Here is a 15,284-nt window from a genome sequence, read left to right as displayed (position 1 = left end):
GGACGAGCGCCGACGCTACGACGCCCGCCAGAGCTGACCGGCCGGGCCGCTCAGCTCGCGTCGAGCCGCTTCTCCATGTCGTCGAGGATCGCCTCGACCTTGCGGTAGGTGTGGGAGCCGTAGGCGCCGATGCTGCGCTCGGCGGCGAGCGCGTCGCGCATCGCGTCCAGGTAGCGCAGCTGCAGGATCACCGTCTGCTCCATCACGTCTGGCCTGATGCTGGGCGCGTCTCGTACGCCCGCGAGCACCCGCGGGAGGATCCGGTCCTTGAGCTTCGTCACCAGCTGTGGATCGATCGGCTCGCCGTCGATGGTCTGCGACTCCAGCGGCCCGAGGTTGTCGATCGCATCCTCACCGACCTGGCGGAGCAGCGCGCGGAACGCGTCGTGCCGGTCAGCCGACGACTCACCCGGGAAGCGCATCCGGCGGATCACCGCCGGGAGCGTGAGGCCGAAGAGCACGAGCGTGATGAGCGCGACCAGGAAGGCGGCGAGCACGACGGTCGCCCGGTGGGAGGTGCCGGCCGGGATGGTGTGGGCGGCGGCGACCGTGACCACGCCACGCATCCCGGCCCAGCCGATGATCAGGAAGCCACGCCTGGTGATCGGCTCGCGCTCCTCGAAGTCGATGTCTGCCCGGCCCCGCGCCAGCCGCCGCCGGGCCGAGGTGATCCGGGCGTCCTCTCGGTCGTCGGCGGGGGTCAGCGAATCGAGCCTCTCCTCGAACTGGTCGAGGCGGGTGCGTACCTCTTCCTTGCTCTCCTCCCGGTCCCGGAGCGCCGGCCCGGCGAGCCCGAGGAACCGGAGCGCGACCAGCAGGCCGACGACGATCAGCACCAGCCCGGCCATCTCACCCAGCGTGGTCTCGCCGCGGGCGGCGTCGATGAGCCCGGGCAGCTGGTAGCCCATCCCCAGGAAGACGGCGCTCTCCAGGATGAAGTTGAACGTCGTCCAGGTGGTCGCCTGGGTCTGCCGGTCGCGGGCGCTGAACCGGCGGCTGCCGAGCCCACCGGTCACCAGCCCGGCGACGACGACGGCGAGCACTCCGGACGCGTCCAGCTCCTCGGCGGGGAAGTAGGCGATGAACGGCACCGCGAACGAGATCGTCGTGTTGAGGACCGGGTCGTCGAGGCGCTGGCGGAGCAGCACGGTGAGCCAGCCGACGACGGCGCCGATCACGAGCGCGCCCAGCACCGCCCAGCCGAACTCCAGCGCCGTACGTCCCAACGAGAACGAGCTGGCCGCCGCGATCCCCGCCACGGCCGTCCGGAGCACGACCAGGGCGGAGGCGTCGTTGACCAGGCTCTCGCCCTCCAACACCGTCATCACCCGCGGCGGCAGCCCGACCCGGCGCCCGATCGCCGTCGCCGCCACCGCATCGGTGGGGCTGACGACCGCGCCGAGCGCGACCGCGAGCGGGAAGGAGATCTCCGGGAACAGCCAGTGGACGACAGCTCCGATCACCAGCGCCGAGACGATCACCATCACGACCGAGAGCCAGGTGATCAGCCGGAGGTTCCGCCGGAAGTCGATCACCGGCAGGTTGACCGCGGAGGAGTAGAGCAACGGCGGCAGTACGCCGGCGAGGATCAGCTCCGGGTCGACCTCGATCTCCGGCACCCCCGGCAGATAGCTCGCCCCGATCCCGAGCCCCACGAGCAGCAGCGGCGCCGCCACTCCCGTACGCCGCGCGAACACCGACGCCGCGATCATGATCGCCAGCGCCGCCCCGGCGATCAGCAACACCCGATGGTCCATGCTCAGGAGCCTAAGAGATCGTGCGGGGCGGCGCTGGGATCAGCGGACGCGGCGCAGCCGGAGGCTGTTGCTCAACACGACACGGTGCGGGTCGGGCGTGCTGCGGCGGAGCAGGATGGGCACCACCGCCGGATGTCCTCGGAGCGCAGATGCCAGAACGCGTGCCAGCCCAGGGCCGGCGCACCGCAGAGGGTCATCTGGGTGCCGATCCGCTTGAGGTGCGCCTCGCCCCACGGCGCTGGATCCCTCGTCCCCGGAGGCTGGCGGTGCCTGGCCACGACGATCCAGCTGCGCCCGATCGTCCTGGGATCGACGCCTGTGGCGGGCACAGTCATCTCATCCCGCCGCTTCGGTTTCTTCGGTGGCGCGGTTCGTGATCAGGGCCATGACGCTCGGATCGCTGAGGGTGGTGGTGTCGCCGACATCTCGGCCCTCGGCGACATCGCGCAGGAGGCGGCGCATGATCTTCCCGGACCGCGTCTTGGGCAGCTCCGGGACGATCGTGATCTGCCGCGGCTTGGCGATGGCCCCGATCTCCTTGGCCACGTGGTTGCGTAGCTCCTGGATCAGCGCCTCGCCGGTGTTGCCGTCTCCGGAGCGCAGGATCACGTAGGCGAAGACCGCCTGGCCGGTGGTCTCGTCGGCGGCGCCGACGACGGCCGCTTCGGCGATCCGCGGGTGGGAGACCAGGGCGGACTCGATCTCGCTGGTGGAGAGGCGGTGGCCGGACACGTTCATCACGTCGTCGACCCGGCCCAGGATCCAGATGTCGCCGTCCTCGTCCTTCTTGGCCCCGTCGCCGGCGAAGTAGTAGCCGAGGTCCGCGAAGCGGGTCCAGTACGTCTCGACGAAGCGGTCGTCGTCCTGCCACAACGTACGCAGCATGGCGGGCCACGGCTTGGTGAGAACCAGGTAGCCGCTCGACCCGTTGGGCACCGAGCGGCCCTCCTCGTCGACCACGTCGGCGCCGATGCCGGGCAGCGGCCGCATCGCCGAGCCGGGCTTGCCGGCGGTGACCCCGGGAAGCGGACTGATCATCATCTGACCGGTCTCGGTCTGCCACCAGGTGTCGACCACGGGGCAGCGGTCGCCGCCGATGACGTTGCGGTACCAGAGGTACGCCTCGGGGTTGATCGGCTCGCCGACCGACCCGAGGAGCCGCAGCGAGCTGAGGTCATAGCCGTCCGGGATCTCGCGTCCCCACTTCATGAACGTCCGGACCGCCGTCGGGGCGGTGTAGAAGAGGGTCACCCCGTACCGCTCGATGATCTCCCACCAGCGACCGCGGTGCGGGCTGTCCGGAGTGCCCTCGTAGAGCACCTGGGTCACGCCGTTGGCGAGCGGGCCGTAGACGATGTAGCTGTGTCCGGTGACCCAGCCGATGTCGGCGGTGCACCAGTAGACGTCCGTGTCCGGCTTGAGGTCGAACACGGCATGGTGCGTGTAGGCCGCGCCGGTCAGGTAGCCGCCGGTGGTGTGCAGGATGCCCTTGGGCTTGCCGGTCGTACCCGAGGAGTACATGACGTACAGCGGGTGCTCGGCGTCGAACGCCTCGGGCGTGTGCTCGGGTGAAGCGCCGTCGACGACGTCGTGCCACCACAGATCGGTGGCGTCGTCGAAGGGCACGTACTCCCCGGTACGGCGTACGACGAGGACGTGGTCGACCGGGCTCTGGCCGCCCAGCCGCGCCAGGGCGGCGTCGACGGCCGGCTTCAGCGCCGACGGAGCCCCGCGACGGTAGCCGCCGTCGGAGGTGATCACCAGCTCGGCCCGGCAGTCCTCGATCCTGGAGGCGAGGGCCTCGGCCGAGAAACCGCCGAAGACCACGGTGTGGGTGGCCCCGATGCGGGCACAGGCCAGCATCGCGACGATGGCCTCGGGGATCATCGGCAGGTAGATCGCGACCAGGTCGCCACTGCCCACGCCGAGGTCGGTCAGCGCGTTGGCGGCTCGGGACACCTCGTCCTTGAGATCGGCGTAGGTGATGTCTCGGGTGTCACCGGGCTCGCCGACGAAGTGGAAGGCCACCTTGTCGCCGCGACCGGCCTCGACGTGCCGGTCGACGCAGTTGTACGCCGCGTTGAGCTTCCCGTCCGCGAACCACCGCGCGTGGGGTGCGTCGGACCAGTCCAGCACCTCGGTGAACGGCTCCGCCCAGGTCAGGCGGCCGGCCTGCTCGGCCCAGAAGCCCTCGAGGTCGGAGTCAGCACGCGCGTACGCCTCGGCGGTGACGTTGGCGGCCGCGGCCAGCTCGGCCGGCGGCTCGAAGCGGGTCGGATGGTCAGTGCTGAGCTGTTTCTCGGTCAAGGCGCTGTGCCTCCTCGTCTGTGAACAGTCGCGATCGGATCAGGAAGCGCACGCCCTCGGGCGCCTCCAGGGAGAACCCGGCGCCGCGTCCGGGGACGACGTCGATGGTGAGGTGGGTGTGCGACCAGTACTCGAACTGCGAGCGCGACATCCACACGGGCACCAGAGGGTCGAGGCCGATGTCCAGGTCGCCTAGGTGGATGTCGGCGTCACCGAGCATGAAGTCGCCGTTGGGGTAGCACATCGGGGCGGAGCCGTCGCAGCATCCACCGGACTGGTGGAACATGACCGGCCCGTGGTTACCGACGAGACGGCGGAGCAGGTCCGCCGCCTCGTCGGTCACGGCGACCCGCGCCGGAAGGGAGGAGGCGTGGGTCGCGCTCATCAGAAGAACCCGAGGGCGTCGGGGCTGTAGCTGACGAGCAGGTTCTTGGTCTGCTGGTAGTGGTCCAGCATCATCTTGTGGGTCTCGCGGCCGATGCCGGACTGCTTGTAGCCGCCGAAGGCCGCGTGGGCGGGGTAGGCGTGGTAGCAGTTCGTCCAGACCCGGCCGGCCTGGATCTCCTTGCCGGCTCGGAAGGCCTGCGACCCGTCCCGCGACCACACGCCGGCGCCGAGGCCGTACAGGGTGTCGTTGGCGATCTTGAGACCGTCGGCCTCGTCGTCGAAGCCGGTCAGCGAGACGACCGGTCCGAAGATCTCCTCCTGGAAGATCCGCATCGAGTTGTCGCCCTCGAAGACGGTCGGCTGCACGTAGTAGCCCTCGGCGAGGTCGCCCTCGAGGACGGTCCGCTCACCGCCGGTGAGGACCTTGGCGCCCTCGTCCTTGCCGATCTCGATGTAGGACAGGATCTTCTCGAGCTGGTCGTTGCTGGCCTGGGCGCCGAGCATCGTGGTGTCGTCGAGCGGGTTGCCCTGCTTGATCTTCTCGACCCGGGCGACGGCGTCACCGACGAAGTCGGAGTACATCGAACGCTGGACCAGCGCGCGCGAGGGGCAGGTGCAGATCTCGCCCTGGTTGAGGGCGAACATCGTGAACCCCTCGAGCGCCTTGTCGTAGAAGGCGTCCTTCTCCGCGGCGACGGAGTCGAAGAAGATGTTCGGGCTCTTGCCGCCGAGCTCCAGGGTCACCGGGATGATGTTCTGGCTGGCGTACTGCATGATCAGCCGGCCCGTGGTGGTCTCACCGGTGAAGGCGACCTTGGCGACCCGCGGCGAGGAGGCGAGCGGCTTGCCGGCCTCGACACCGAAGCCGTTGACGACGTTGAGTACGCCGGCGGGCAGCAGGTCGCCGATCAGCTCCATCAGCTTGAGGATCGACCACGGGGTCTGCTCGGCGGGCTTGAGCACGACCGCGTTGCCGGCCGCCAGGGCGGGGGCGAGCTTCCAGACGGCCATCAGGATCGGGAAGTTCCACGGGATGATCTGGCCGACGACGCCCAGCGGCTCGTGGAAGTGGTACGCCACGGTGTTCTCGTCGATCTCGCCGATGGTGCCCTCCTGGGCACGCAGCACGCCGCCGAAGTAGCGGAAGTGGTCGATGGCGAGCGGGATGTCGGCGGCCAGCGTCTCGCGGACCGGCTTGCCGTTCTCCCAGGTCTCGGCGACGGCGATCGCGGTGAGGTTCTCCTCCATCACGTCGGCGATCTTGAGCAGGATGTTGGACCGCGCCGTCGTCGAGGTCTTCCCCCACGCCGGTGCGGCAGCGTGGGCGGCGTCCAGGGCGGCCTCGATGTCCTCGGCCGTGCCGCGGGCGATCTCGGTGAACGGCTTGCCGTTCACCGGCGAGATGTTCTCGAAGTAGGCGCCCTTGACCGGGTCGACCCAGGCGCCGCCGATGTAGTGGCCGTAGCGACCTTGGACGGTGACCAGCGAGTCGGGCTGGCCGGGAGCTGCGTATACGGTCATCGGGAATTCTCCTCAGGCAAAGTCAGGCATTGGGGCGTGATCGTGGTCACAGACGCTAGGAACGCCGAGGTTGCAGCCACGTTGCGTGACCGATGCAACGTGAATGCAACCTTCAAATGTGACCCTCGTCACCAGAGGAGGTCCGGATGAGCGATACGAAGCAGAGCGCCTCGATGCGCGCAGCCGTGGCGGACTCGTGGCATCGGTCCGCCGCCGCCGGGGTGACCGCGGACGACACGTGCGCGCCGATCACCCTCCCCGAGGACCAGCTGCGGGACGTACGTGCGGCCCATCCGCTGGCTCGCGTGTTCCCACTCCTCGACGACGTGCTCGGGCAGGCGGCGCGCGACTGCGACGCGATCATGGCCGTCTCGGACGAAGCCGGTCAGCTGCTCTGGGTGTGCGGTGCCCCGACGGCGCTCCGGCGCGCGGAGCGGATCGGCTTCGTCGAGGGGAGCAACTGGGATGAGCGCCTGGCCGGCACGAACGCGCCCGGACTCGCGCTGAGGCTCGAGCGCCCGACCAGCGTCGTCGCCGCCGAGCACTTCCGACGCTCGGTGCAGCAGTGGAGCTGCGCCGCGACCCCGATCCACGACCCTGGCGACTCCCGCCTGCTCGGCGTGCTCGACATCACCGGAGGAGACTCCATCGTGGTGCCCCAGACGATGGCGATGGTGCGCGCCGCCGCGAGGCTCGCGGAGTCCGAGCTCGCCCGCGAGCAGTTGCTGCCGAGGCCGCCCGAGACCCGGCCCGGCTGGGCACGCATCGCCGTGGAGACCCTGGGCCGTCAGGACCTGCTGCTCTCGATCGACGACGGCCGCGGACATCGCGCCCAGCTGCGGCTCTCCCCTCGCCACAGCGAGATCTTCCTGCTCCTCGCCAGCGCCCCGCGCGGACTCTCGGGCGACGAGCTCGCGGTCCTCCTCTACGAGGACGACGGCGGCTCCTCGACGCTCCGCGCCGAGCTGAACCGGCTGCGCAACCTGCTCGGCGAGGAGTTCCTCGCCTCCCGGCCCTACCGGCTCACGACCGAGGTGACCGGCGACTGGCTGGGGGTGGAGGCACGGCTCGCGGTGGGCGATGTCGCGGGCGCGCTCCGCTGCTACCGCGGCCCGATCCTGCCGCGCTCGGTCGCACCGGGCGTGGTCCGGCTCCGCGAGACCCTGGCCCAGCAGCTGCGCTCGGCGGTGCTGCAGTCGGGTCAGCCGGACCTGGTCTCGACCTGGACCCGGTCGGCGTGGGGTGCCGACGACTACGAGATGTGGCTCCGGCTCCAGGCCCTGCTGCCCTCCGGTTCCCCGTTGCTGGCCCTGGCCGACGGCCAGATCGCCCGGCTGGACCGCGAGATCGGTCTCTGAGATGACCGCTGGAACGGCGCCGACCACGGCGGTGATGGCACGCAGCTGGGAGGCGACGCCTCGGCCGGAGCAGGTCCCACCGGCCAGTGCCCCGCTGGACCAGGTCGTGAAGTTCCAGGCTCCCGAGGTGGTCTTCGGGCACAACTCGCTCGAGGAGGCGGGCTACTCCGCCGCCCGGCTCGGGGCCCGGCGACCGTTCGTCGTCACCGATCCCGGCATCGTCGAGGCCGGCTGGGTCGACGCGCTCCTCCGGCTGCTCCGGGCCGAGGGGCTCGCCCCCGTGCTGTGGACCGATGTCACGCCGAACCCCAAGGACCACGAGGTACGCCGCGCCTACGAGCGGTACGTCGAGGCCGAGGCCGACGTCATCGTGGCCATCGGCGGCGGCTCCTGCATGGATGCGGCGAAGGGCGTCGCGGTGCTATCGGGCAACGGCGGCGACATCCTCGACTACGCCGGGATCGACCAGATCGCCCGGCCGATCCCGCCGATGCTGATGATCCCGAGCACCTCTGGGACAGGGGCCGACGTCTCCCAGTTCTGCATCGTCACCGACACCGACCGCCGGGTGAAGATCACGATCATGGGCCGCGCCCTGGTGCCGGACGTCTCGATCACCGACCCCCGGCTGCTGACCACGATGCCGGAGGCCCTCAATGCCGCGACCGGCCTGGACGCGCTGACCCACGGCATCGAGTCGTACGTCTCGCTGGCGCACAACCCGCTGGCCGACGGGCACGCGATGAGCTCGGTCGCGCTCGTCTGCCGGCACCTGCGCTCGACCGTCACCCACCCGGCTGCGATGGAGCACCGCGCGATGATGGCGCAGGCGAGCCTGCAGGCGGGCCTGGCCTTCACCAACGCGATCCTCGGCGCGACCCACGCGATGAGCCACCAGGTCGGCGGGCTGCTCGACGCCCCGCACGGGGTGGTCAACGGCGTCCTGCTCCCGCACGTGATCCGCTACAACGCGCGCTCGGTCCCCGAGCGGTTCGTGGGCCTGGCCCGAGCCGCCGGCCTGCCGGTCGACGGCGTCCCCGGAGACGTCGCGGCCGAGATGCTGGCCGACCACGTCAGGCGCCTGGCCGACGACGTCGGCGTACCCAGGCGGCTGCGAGACCTGGGAGTCACCGACACCGATCTCGACACCCTCTCGGTGACCACGCTCGACGACGCCTGCCTGACGACGAATCCGCGACCCGCGAGCCGCGCCGAGATCCACGCGCTCTTCCGAGAAGCCCTGTGAAGGCGATCCAGTGAGCGCACCCGATCTGGCGGCCCTGACCGGCGTACGTTCCGGCAAGCGGTCCTACTACCGCGCCTTCCTGCGCTCCGACGAGCGCATGCAGCAGGCCGTACGCGCCATGGACTCGATCTCGCGCGCGCTGGTGCGAACTGTCGAGGGTCCACGGGCGCTCCTGGAGGAGGTGGCGCGCGCCGCCGCCGTGCACCTCGCCGCGGAGTGGACGATCCTGGCGCTGGCCGACGGCCATCTGACCGGGGCGAGACCGAGGTTCATCGTGGTCGGCCACGACGGCCGCGTGGTCGGTGATGAGGAGGAGCTCCCCGGAGTCGTACGCCGCGAGCTCGGCGCGATCCGGGCCGGACACGCGACCGGGGCGCCGGGGCCGGCTCGCTGGGTGCGGGTGCCGATGACGCTGGAGAGCGTCATGATCGGCAGCCTGGTCGGTCTCCATGGGCTCGCCGACGACCCGGAACCCGGGGACCTGTCGGTGCTGCGGATCCTGGCCAACGAGGCCGCCGTGGCGCTGCACACCTCCGAGCAGTACCAGGCCGGACTCGCCCAGCACCACCGGGCGCAGCGGCTCTACGACGAGGTCGGCGCCCGCGAGCGGGACCTCGAGCAGCGGACCCGCGAGCTGCGCCAGGCCGAGGAGCGACTGCTGGTGGCACACCAGCGCGAGCTGGTCGACCACGAGCGCCACCGCATCGCGCGCGAGCTCCACGACAGCGTCACCCAGTTCGTCCTCTCGGCGGGGATGTCGGTCGAGATCGCCCGGGGAGAGACGGAGGACCTGGGACCGGCCGGCGAGCGGATCACCGAGCTCCTCGGCACCGCCAAGCAGCTCACCCAGGATGCCGTCGAACAGCTCCGCCGGGCGATCTACGCCCTGCACCAGCCGCACCGCGACACGGTGTCCTCGCTTCCCGAGCTGCTGCACGAGGTCGCCGAGCATCACCGTCCCCACCTGGACGTCTCGGTGCGGGTCGAGGGCGAGGTGTGCCCGATGCCCGCGGAGGCCAAGCACGACATCGCACGAGCGGTCGGCGAGGCACTCTTCAACGTGGCGGTCCACGCCGAGGCCAGCCAGGCGGTGCTCCGGCTCCGGTACCGCAAGCACGAGCTCTACGTCGGCGTCGCCGACGACGGCCGCGGCGATCCCGGCGTCCTCGCCCGGAAGCTGCGGCTCGAGCGCGGCGCCTCGATCGACGGCCGACACCGTGGCCTGGCCAACATCGAGACCCGGATCAGCGAGCTCGGTGGCACCGTCGCGTTCCGACGCTCGCACCTCGGCGGTGTCCGGGTGGAGCTCCGGGTGCCGCTGCCGGTCGTGGATCGCGGCCGGGGAACGATCTGCGGGCTCATCGAGGACCCGCAGTAGCCGCTTCGAGGAGGAACCCATGAACACACTCAGCCCGCCCCAGGCGGTCCCGGAGCAGGCGACGGCCGGGATCGACGTACTGCTGGTCGATGATCACGCGATCGTCCGCCAGGGGCTGCGGTCGATCCTCGAGCGCGAGCCCGGCCTCCGGGTCGTCGCGGAGGCGGCGACGGCGGCCGAGGCGCTCGCTCGGGTCAACAGCGCCCGCCCGGACATCGTGCTGCTCGACCTGAAGCTCTCCTCGTCCTCGGACGCCGAGGGGCTCGAGCTGTGCGCCTCGCTGACCCAGCGGCACCCGGAGGCGCTGATCCTCGTGCTGACCACATTCCTCGACGAGCAGCTGGTGATGCAGGCGATCCGCGCCGGCGCCCGGGGCTATGTCGTCAAGGACGTCGACACCACCGGGCTGGTCCGGGCGATCCGCGATGTCGCGAGCGGCGGCAGCGCCTTCGACGCGCGCTCCGCGGCAGCGATGATCCGGGGCGTGAACATGCCCGTGACCAGCGACGACTCCGAGCTCACCGCCCGCGAGCTCGAGGTGCTGGAGCTGCTCGCGCACGGGCTCTCGAACCGCGCCATCGGCCACCGGCTCTACATCTCCGACACCACCGCGAAGTTCCACGTGGGCAACATCCTGCGGAAGCTGGGCGTCAGCCGCCGGGCCGAGGCGGTGTACGAGGCGTCCAAGATGGGCCTCCTCTGACCGACGGCCCGACGGCCGAGCGAGGTCACGGCACCGGCAGGACCGTGCGGTCCCAGGTCGTGTTCACGATGATCGCGGCGGACGCGTAGAGCGCCACCAGGGCGTCGAGGATCAGCACATAGCCGGCAGTCCGGCCGAGAGCGGCGCTGCCGAGGAACGACCCGAAGGCCGCGAGGTAGAAGACCCCGGCCAGGAGCACGAAGATCACGATCGTGGTGGTGTTGGTGCGGAGCGCAGCCAACAGCATGTAGGTCGTGAACAGCGCCCAGGCCAGCAGGAACATCCCGGTGATCGCGGCCCCGTCCGAGGTCACCATCGGGCCGTAGAACTGCACGAGCAATGCGTAGGAGAGCCAGAACCCGGCGTACGCGGTGAAGACCAGGGCCGGGAACGTCTCACCCCGCCGGAAGTGGACCAGGCCGGCCACGAGCTCGGTCGCGAAGCCCAGTGCCAGCGCGAGGGGCAGGACGGCCGGCAGGGCGGCCGCGTCCACGATCCCGGACATCACGGTGGCCAGGACGAGCGCCGAGATCCCGAAGCTGGCCAGCCCGAGCGGGAACGGGTCGCCCCACGTCGTCGGTGCGGCGCCCGGCATGGTCTCCACTGCATCGATGGATGTGTTCGTCATCGGTTCCTCCAAGGGTTCAACCGTCGTCCGGCTGGGCCACGGTTCTCACAAAGTAGTGACGTACGACACACCGACGGACCCGCCGAGTGGGCGGTAGCGCACCTGCCCGCGGGTAGCCCTCCTGCACGGTTGCGTGCGGCCGACGGACAGGTCGGACCCGGCCTTGACCAGGCCTGACGCGGCACCGGGAGGACAAGCGTCCATCCGCGTCGCCGACGGACAGGTCGGCACCGGAGAGGCGCTATCAACGGTCGGTGTCGATGACGAGCCAGCCACCGTGGTGCTGGACGACCCGGTGCGGATGTCCCGACGCCGCACCCCAGGCGGCGAGGTCGTCGAGCGAGACGGTCCGGACGTGACCCCAGGTCTCGTCGGGCTCGTCCTCGAGAGGTACGGCGATCACCACCCGGTGGCGCGCCACCCGGATCGCCTCCGCGACCGCCCGGTCGCCCAGGTCCGGCTCGATGTGCTCGAGGAGATGGATCAGCAGCACGTTGTCGGCGGCCCCGTCCGACCACGGCAGCCGTGTGGCGTCGGCGGCTCGCGTGGCCAGCGGCACCTCCAGCCTGGCTGCCGCCGCGTTGAGCAGCGTGACGGTGCCGGCGGAGAGGTCGGAGGCGGTCACCTGCCGTCCCGCGGAGGCCAGCCGCAGCGAGAGGAACCCGAAGCAGCAGCCGACCTCGAGGACCGAACCGGGTGCCAGCTGCTGCTCGACGAAGCGGTAGACGGGGGCGTACTCGGCGACGGTTCCGCGAGCCGGGGCAGCAGGACCGGGCCGGTGCAGCGCCTGCTCCACGCGGCGCAGCGTGTTGCGGTAGAACGCCGCCCAGGCCTGCGCCGGGTCCGGAGCGCTGCTCACCACGACCCCGGTGAAGAGCCGCTCGAAGAGGTCCGGGCCGCGCAGCCAACCGGGCTGGAACAGCTCCTCGGCCAGGAGGCCGGAGAGGTCGTCGTCGATCTGGTCCGTACGCAGGCAGTGGATCAGATGGACCTGGTGGCCCTCGCGGTGCACGTCGAAGTGGCGGGTGCGGATCGTGCCGAGATGGCGCCGCGGGCGAGGACCCTGCCAGGCCCGGACGCTGACGACCTCGTCGCGATAGACACCGGGCTCCGGCCCGGGTCGCAGTGCGTCGATCACTTCCAGCTCGCCGGGCGGCGTGGTCATCGCCCGACCGACATCGTCTGGGTGACGTTGTCCAGCCCGCGCAGGTTGCGGACGACCTGGACCTTGTCGCACCACTCGGCGTACTCCGGCAGGTCACAGCCGCCGAGCGCCCACGAGTAGCGCGGCTCGGGGGTGAGCCAGATCGTCGACCGGGCGCGCCGGGTGAGCTCCTCGAAGGCGGCGAAGCCGGGATCCTTGCCGTTGCCGCGGCCGTCGCCGAGGACCACCAGCGTGGTCCGCCGGTTCACGGCCGAGCCGAACTGCTCGAGGAACTGCTCGAAGGACGCGCCGTAGTTCGAGTCGGCGTCCACGTCGAGCACCCCGCCGGCCGGCAGGCCCGCCAGCACCAGGGACAGCGCGTCCTCGATCCGGTGCTCGGCGAAGAGGTCGGTGATCTCCACCAGGTCCTTCACGAACGCGAAGGACCGGACCGATGTGGCGACCGACTGCAGGCTGTGCAGCAGGTGCAGCGTGAAGCGGGCGGTGGAGCGTACGGACAGGGAGACGTCGCACAGGACGAGCAGCCGCGGCCGGTCGTGCGCTTTCGCGACCGTCACCGGCCGGAACGGCACGCCGTCGTACTTCATGTTGGTGCGCATCGTCCGGCGGCCGTCGACGATGCCGCGGGCAGCCACCGTACGTCGCGGGCGTGGCGCTCCGTGGAGCTTCCTGAGCAGCCGGCGCAGCGACTCCTCCAGCGCGGCGCGATCGTGCTCGGCCACGGTCTCGGCCTGCGCTGCCTGGATCTCCTTCGACTCGATCTCGCGCTCCATGCTCATCAGCCGCTCGAGGTGGTCCCGGATCCGCTCGGGGAGGCTGGCCAGCCATGGGGAGAGCGCCTTGCGGAGCTCCGCGAGGGCATCGTCGTCGTCGATGCCGCTCTCGGGTTCGCGCTCCTCGAGCCAGCTCAGCAGCGCGATCTCCTCCTGCACGGACAGCTCGGTGTCGAGCTGCATACCGCCGTCACGGATCAGCTCGCCCGGGTTGCCGGGGTTGTGCATCCGGCTGGTCGAGAGCTGGACCCGCGCGGCCTCCCCGGGGCTGGACTTGGGGTCGTTGGAGAGGACGATCTCGTCGGTGAGCGCGGCGATGTCGATCTTGTTCGCCTCCTGGTGGAGGTTGTAGCGCTGCGCCATGTCCTCGGGCTTGAAGTACTCCTTGATGTCGTCCGGCTTGCCGTGGCTGTGCCCGTCCTCCGGCACCTCGCCCGGCTCCTCGGAGAGCGTGAAGTCGCTGAGCTCGCCATCGTCGGAGAGATCGTCGTGGGTGTGCCCGTGCTCGTCCTCATCCTCGATGACCGGGCGCAGCCCGAAGAACCGGTCGAAGACGAGGTCGAACGTGGCCAGGTCGCGGCGGTCCTTGACCAGGCTCGCGGTCAGCGCGGCGTGGAGCACGTGGCGCTGCTCGAGCACTCCGGGCTGGGCGACCGCGTGCATCGCGTCGATCACCTCGGCGGTGCTCACGCGTACGCCGTAGAGCCGGAGCAGCCGGATGAATCGGTGGAGTGCGGTCTCCATGTCGGGCCTCGCTCCCGGCTCAGACCGGACGCTTGCGGGCCGAGGGGAACGCCCGGCTGCCCTGGCTGGCGGACACCGCGGGTGCCGTACGCGGTCCGGTGCCGCCGGCTCCGCCGTAGTAGCCCGCGTTGTGCCGGCCGGGCTGGTCCTTCGCCTTCCGCTCGGCGCGGCCGTCGACGTCGTCATCCTCGGCAGCCGGGGCGTGGGAGTGACCGTGGCCATGCCCGTGCAGGTGGTCGGGCACCTCGGCGTTCGGGTCGACCAGGCGCGGCAGCGCCTCCATCACCCGTTTCAGGTCGCGCTCGTACTTCACCACGACGTTGAGGGTGGTCGAGAGCACGTCGGCGGTGAGCTCCTCGACGCCGAGCACCGCCAGCGTCCGGGCCCAGTCGACGGTCTCGGAGATGCTGGGCGCCTTGCGCAGCTCGAGCTCGCGGATGCCCCGGACGATGTCGACCAGCCGCGAGGCGAGGGAGTCGGCGAGACCGGTCTCCTTGGACCGGATGATCTCCAGCTCACGGGTCGCGTCGGGGTAGTCGAGGAAGAGGTGCAGGCACCGGCGCTTGAGCGCGGCGGAGAGGTCGCGGGTGTTGTTCGAGGTCAGGACGACGTACGGCATCGTCCTGGCGGTCACCGTGCCGATCTCGGGGATGGAGATCTGGAACTCCGCGAGCAGCTCGAGCAGCACCGCCTCCAGGGCCTCGTCGGCCCGGTCGACCTCATCGATGAGAAGCACCACCGGGGTGTCGGAGTCGATCGCCTCGAGCAGCGGCCGCGCCGCCAGGAACCGCTGCGAGAAGAACACCGAGTCCTGCTTGGCGATCCGCTCGACGGCCTCGTTCAGGTCTGCGGCGTCCTCGACGACCTGGCCGATCTTCTCGCGCAGGATCTGGGTGTAGAGCAGCTGCTTGCCGTAGTCCCACTCGTAGAGCGCCTTGGTCTCGTCCTGGCCCTCGTAGCACTGCAGCCGGATCAGGCGCCGTCCGGTCGCGGCGGCGAGGCTCTCGGCCAGCTGGGTCTTGCCGACGCCCGCCGGGCCCTCGAGCAGGACCGGCTTCTCCAGCCGCGTCTGCAGGAACACCGTGGTGGCGAGCCGGTCGTCGGCGAGGTAGCCGCACGTCGCCAGCTGGGCGCGGGTGTCCTCGACGTCGGTGAAGCCCTGGATCGGTTCGGTGGTGGTCGACACGTGCACTCCTCGAGGTGGTGGTTGGGCCGGTGTGGCGGGGGCGGGGGGGGGGGGCCCGCCCCCCGGGGGGGTGAGTCCAGCCGCGACAACAAAGGGCCCCAGAAGGAGGGGTTTAGACCCCCAACCACCCG

The 15,284-nt window shown here is 70.8% G+C and carries 13 protein-coding genes; 4 read left to right on the top strand and 9 right to left on the bottom strand.

The genetic code is table 11. The annotated features are described in order from the left end of the window. Window positions 1–50 precede the first annotated feature (50 nt). The 5 genes from ACFWQC_RS11155 to ACFWQC_RS11135 form a co-directional block, all read right to left on the bottom strand. Window positions 51–1,757: a cation:proton antiporter gene (locus tag ACFWQC_RS11155; protein ID WP_378677166.1), complete on the bottom strand. Its 1,707-nt coding sequence runs from the start codon at window positions 1,755–1,757 to the stop codon at window positions 51–53. A 71-nt stretch (window positions 1,758–1,828) separates the two neighbouring features. Then, window positions 1,829–2,086 (bottom strand): hypothetical protein, encoded by a 258-nt coding sequence (locus ACFWQC_RS11150; RefSeq protein WP_378677164.1) that lies wholly within the window; start codon window positions 2,084–2,086, stop codon window positions 1,829–1,831. A gap of 7 nt (window positions 2,087–2,093) precedes the next feature. Further along, window positions 2,094–4,064, bottom strand: coding sequence for an acetate--CoA ligase (acs, locus tag ACFWQC_RS11145; RefSeq protein ID WP_378677162.1), 1,971 nt, complete (start codon window positions 4,062–4,064; stop codon window positions 2,094–2,096). Then, window positions 4,039–4,449 carry a DUF779 domain-containing protein gene (locus ACFWQC_RS11140; protein WP_378677159.1) on the bottom strand — a complete coding sequence of 137 codons (411 nt, stop codon included), beginning with the start codon at window positions 4,447–4,449 and terminating at the stop codon, window positions 4,039–4,041. The genes acs and ACFWQC_RS11140 overlap by 26 nt, the downstream gene beginning before the upstream one ends. Further along, window positions 4,449–5,972: an aldehyde dehydrogenase family protein gene (locus tag ACFWQC_RS11135; RefSeq protein ID WP_378677156.1), complete on the bottom strand. Its 1,524-nt coding sequence runs from the start codon at window positions 5,970–5,972 to the stop codon at window positions 4,449–4,451. Before ACFWQC_RS11135 ends, ACFWQC_RS11140 begins: the two co-directional genes overlap by 1 nt. 146 nt (window positions 5,973–6,118) lie before the next feature. Here ACFWQC_RS11135 and ACFWQC_RS11130 point away from each other — a divergent pair, with 146 nt between their 5' ends. From ACFWQC_RS11130 to ACFWQC_RS11115, 4 genes are read left to right on the top strand one after another with little or no spacing between them, the layout of a single operon-like run. Continuing rightward, entirely contained in the window at window positions 6,119–7,330 is a 1,212-nt protein-coding gene (locus tag ACFWQC_RS11130; RefSeq protein ID WP_378677154.1) for a GAF domain-containing protein, read from the top strand. 1 nt (window position 7,331) lies between these two features. Next, entirely contained in the window at window positions 7,332–8,576 is a 1,245-nt protein-coding gene (locus ACFWQC_RS11125) for an iron-containing alcohol dehydrogenase (RefSeq protein ID WP_378677151.1), read from the top strand. 10 nt (window positions 8,577–8,586) lie between these two features. Beyond that, a complete protein-coding gene (locus ACFWQC_RS11120; protein ID WP_378677148.1) occupies window positions 8,587–9,954 on the top strand; it encodes a sensor histidine kinase in 1,368 nt (455 codons plus the stop codon). Between the two features lie 19 nt (window positions 9,955–9,973). Then, window positions 9,974–10,657, top strand: coding sequence for a response regulator (locus ACFWQC_RS11115; RefSeq protein ID WP_378677146.1), 684 nt, complete (start codon window positions 9,974–9,976; stop codon window positions 10,655–10,657). 25 nt (window positions 10,658–10,682) lie between these two features. On the opposite strand, the gene ACFWQC_RS11110 is transcribed toward ACFWQC_RS11115, so the two are convergent. The 4 genes from ACFWQC_RS11110 to ACFWQC_RS11095 form a co-directional block, all read right to left on the bottom strand. Next, window positions 10,683–11,285: an acetate uptake transporter gene (locus ACFWQC_RS11110; RefSeq protein ID WP_378677143.1), complete on the bottom strand. Its 603-nt coding sequence runs from the start codon at window positions 11,283–11,285 to the stop codon at window positions 10,683–10,685. Between the two features lie 244 nt (window positions 11,286–11,529). Beyond that, entirely contained in the window at window positions 11,530–12,450 is a 921-nt protein-coding gene (gene mftM / locus ACFWQC_RS11105; protein ID WP_378677141.1) for a mycofactocin oligosaccharide methyltransferase MftM, read from the bottom strand. After that, complete coding sequence (locus ACFWQC_RS11100; RefSeq protein WP_378677138.1) at window positions 12,447–13,967, bottom strand: VWA domain-containing protein; 1,521 nt, start codon at window positions 13,965–13,967, stop codon at window positions 12,447–12,449. Before ACFWQC_RS11100 ends, mftM begins: the two co-directional genes overlap by 4 nt. A 19-nt stretch (window positions 13,968–13,986) precedes the next feature. Further along, window positions 13,987–15,153 (bottom strand): AAA family ATPase, encoded by a 1,167-nt coding sequence (locus ACFWQC_RS11095; protein ID WP_378677135.1) that lies wholly within the window; start codon window positions 15,151–15,153, stop codon window positions 13,987–13,989. Window positions 15,154–15,284: the final 131 nt, after the last annotated feature.

Origin of the sequence: Nocardioides sp. NPDC058538 (genome assembly GCF_042719275.1) — a bacterium.
GTDB lineage: Bacteria > Actinomycetota > Actinomycetes > Propionibacteriales > Nocardioidaceae > Nocardioides.
This window is presented reverse-complemented; position numbering and strand designations above follow the sequence as displayed.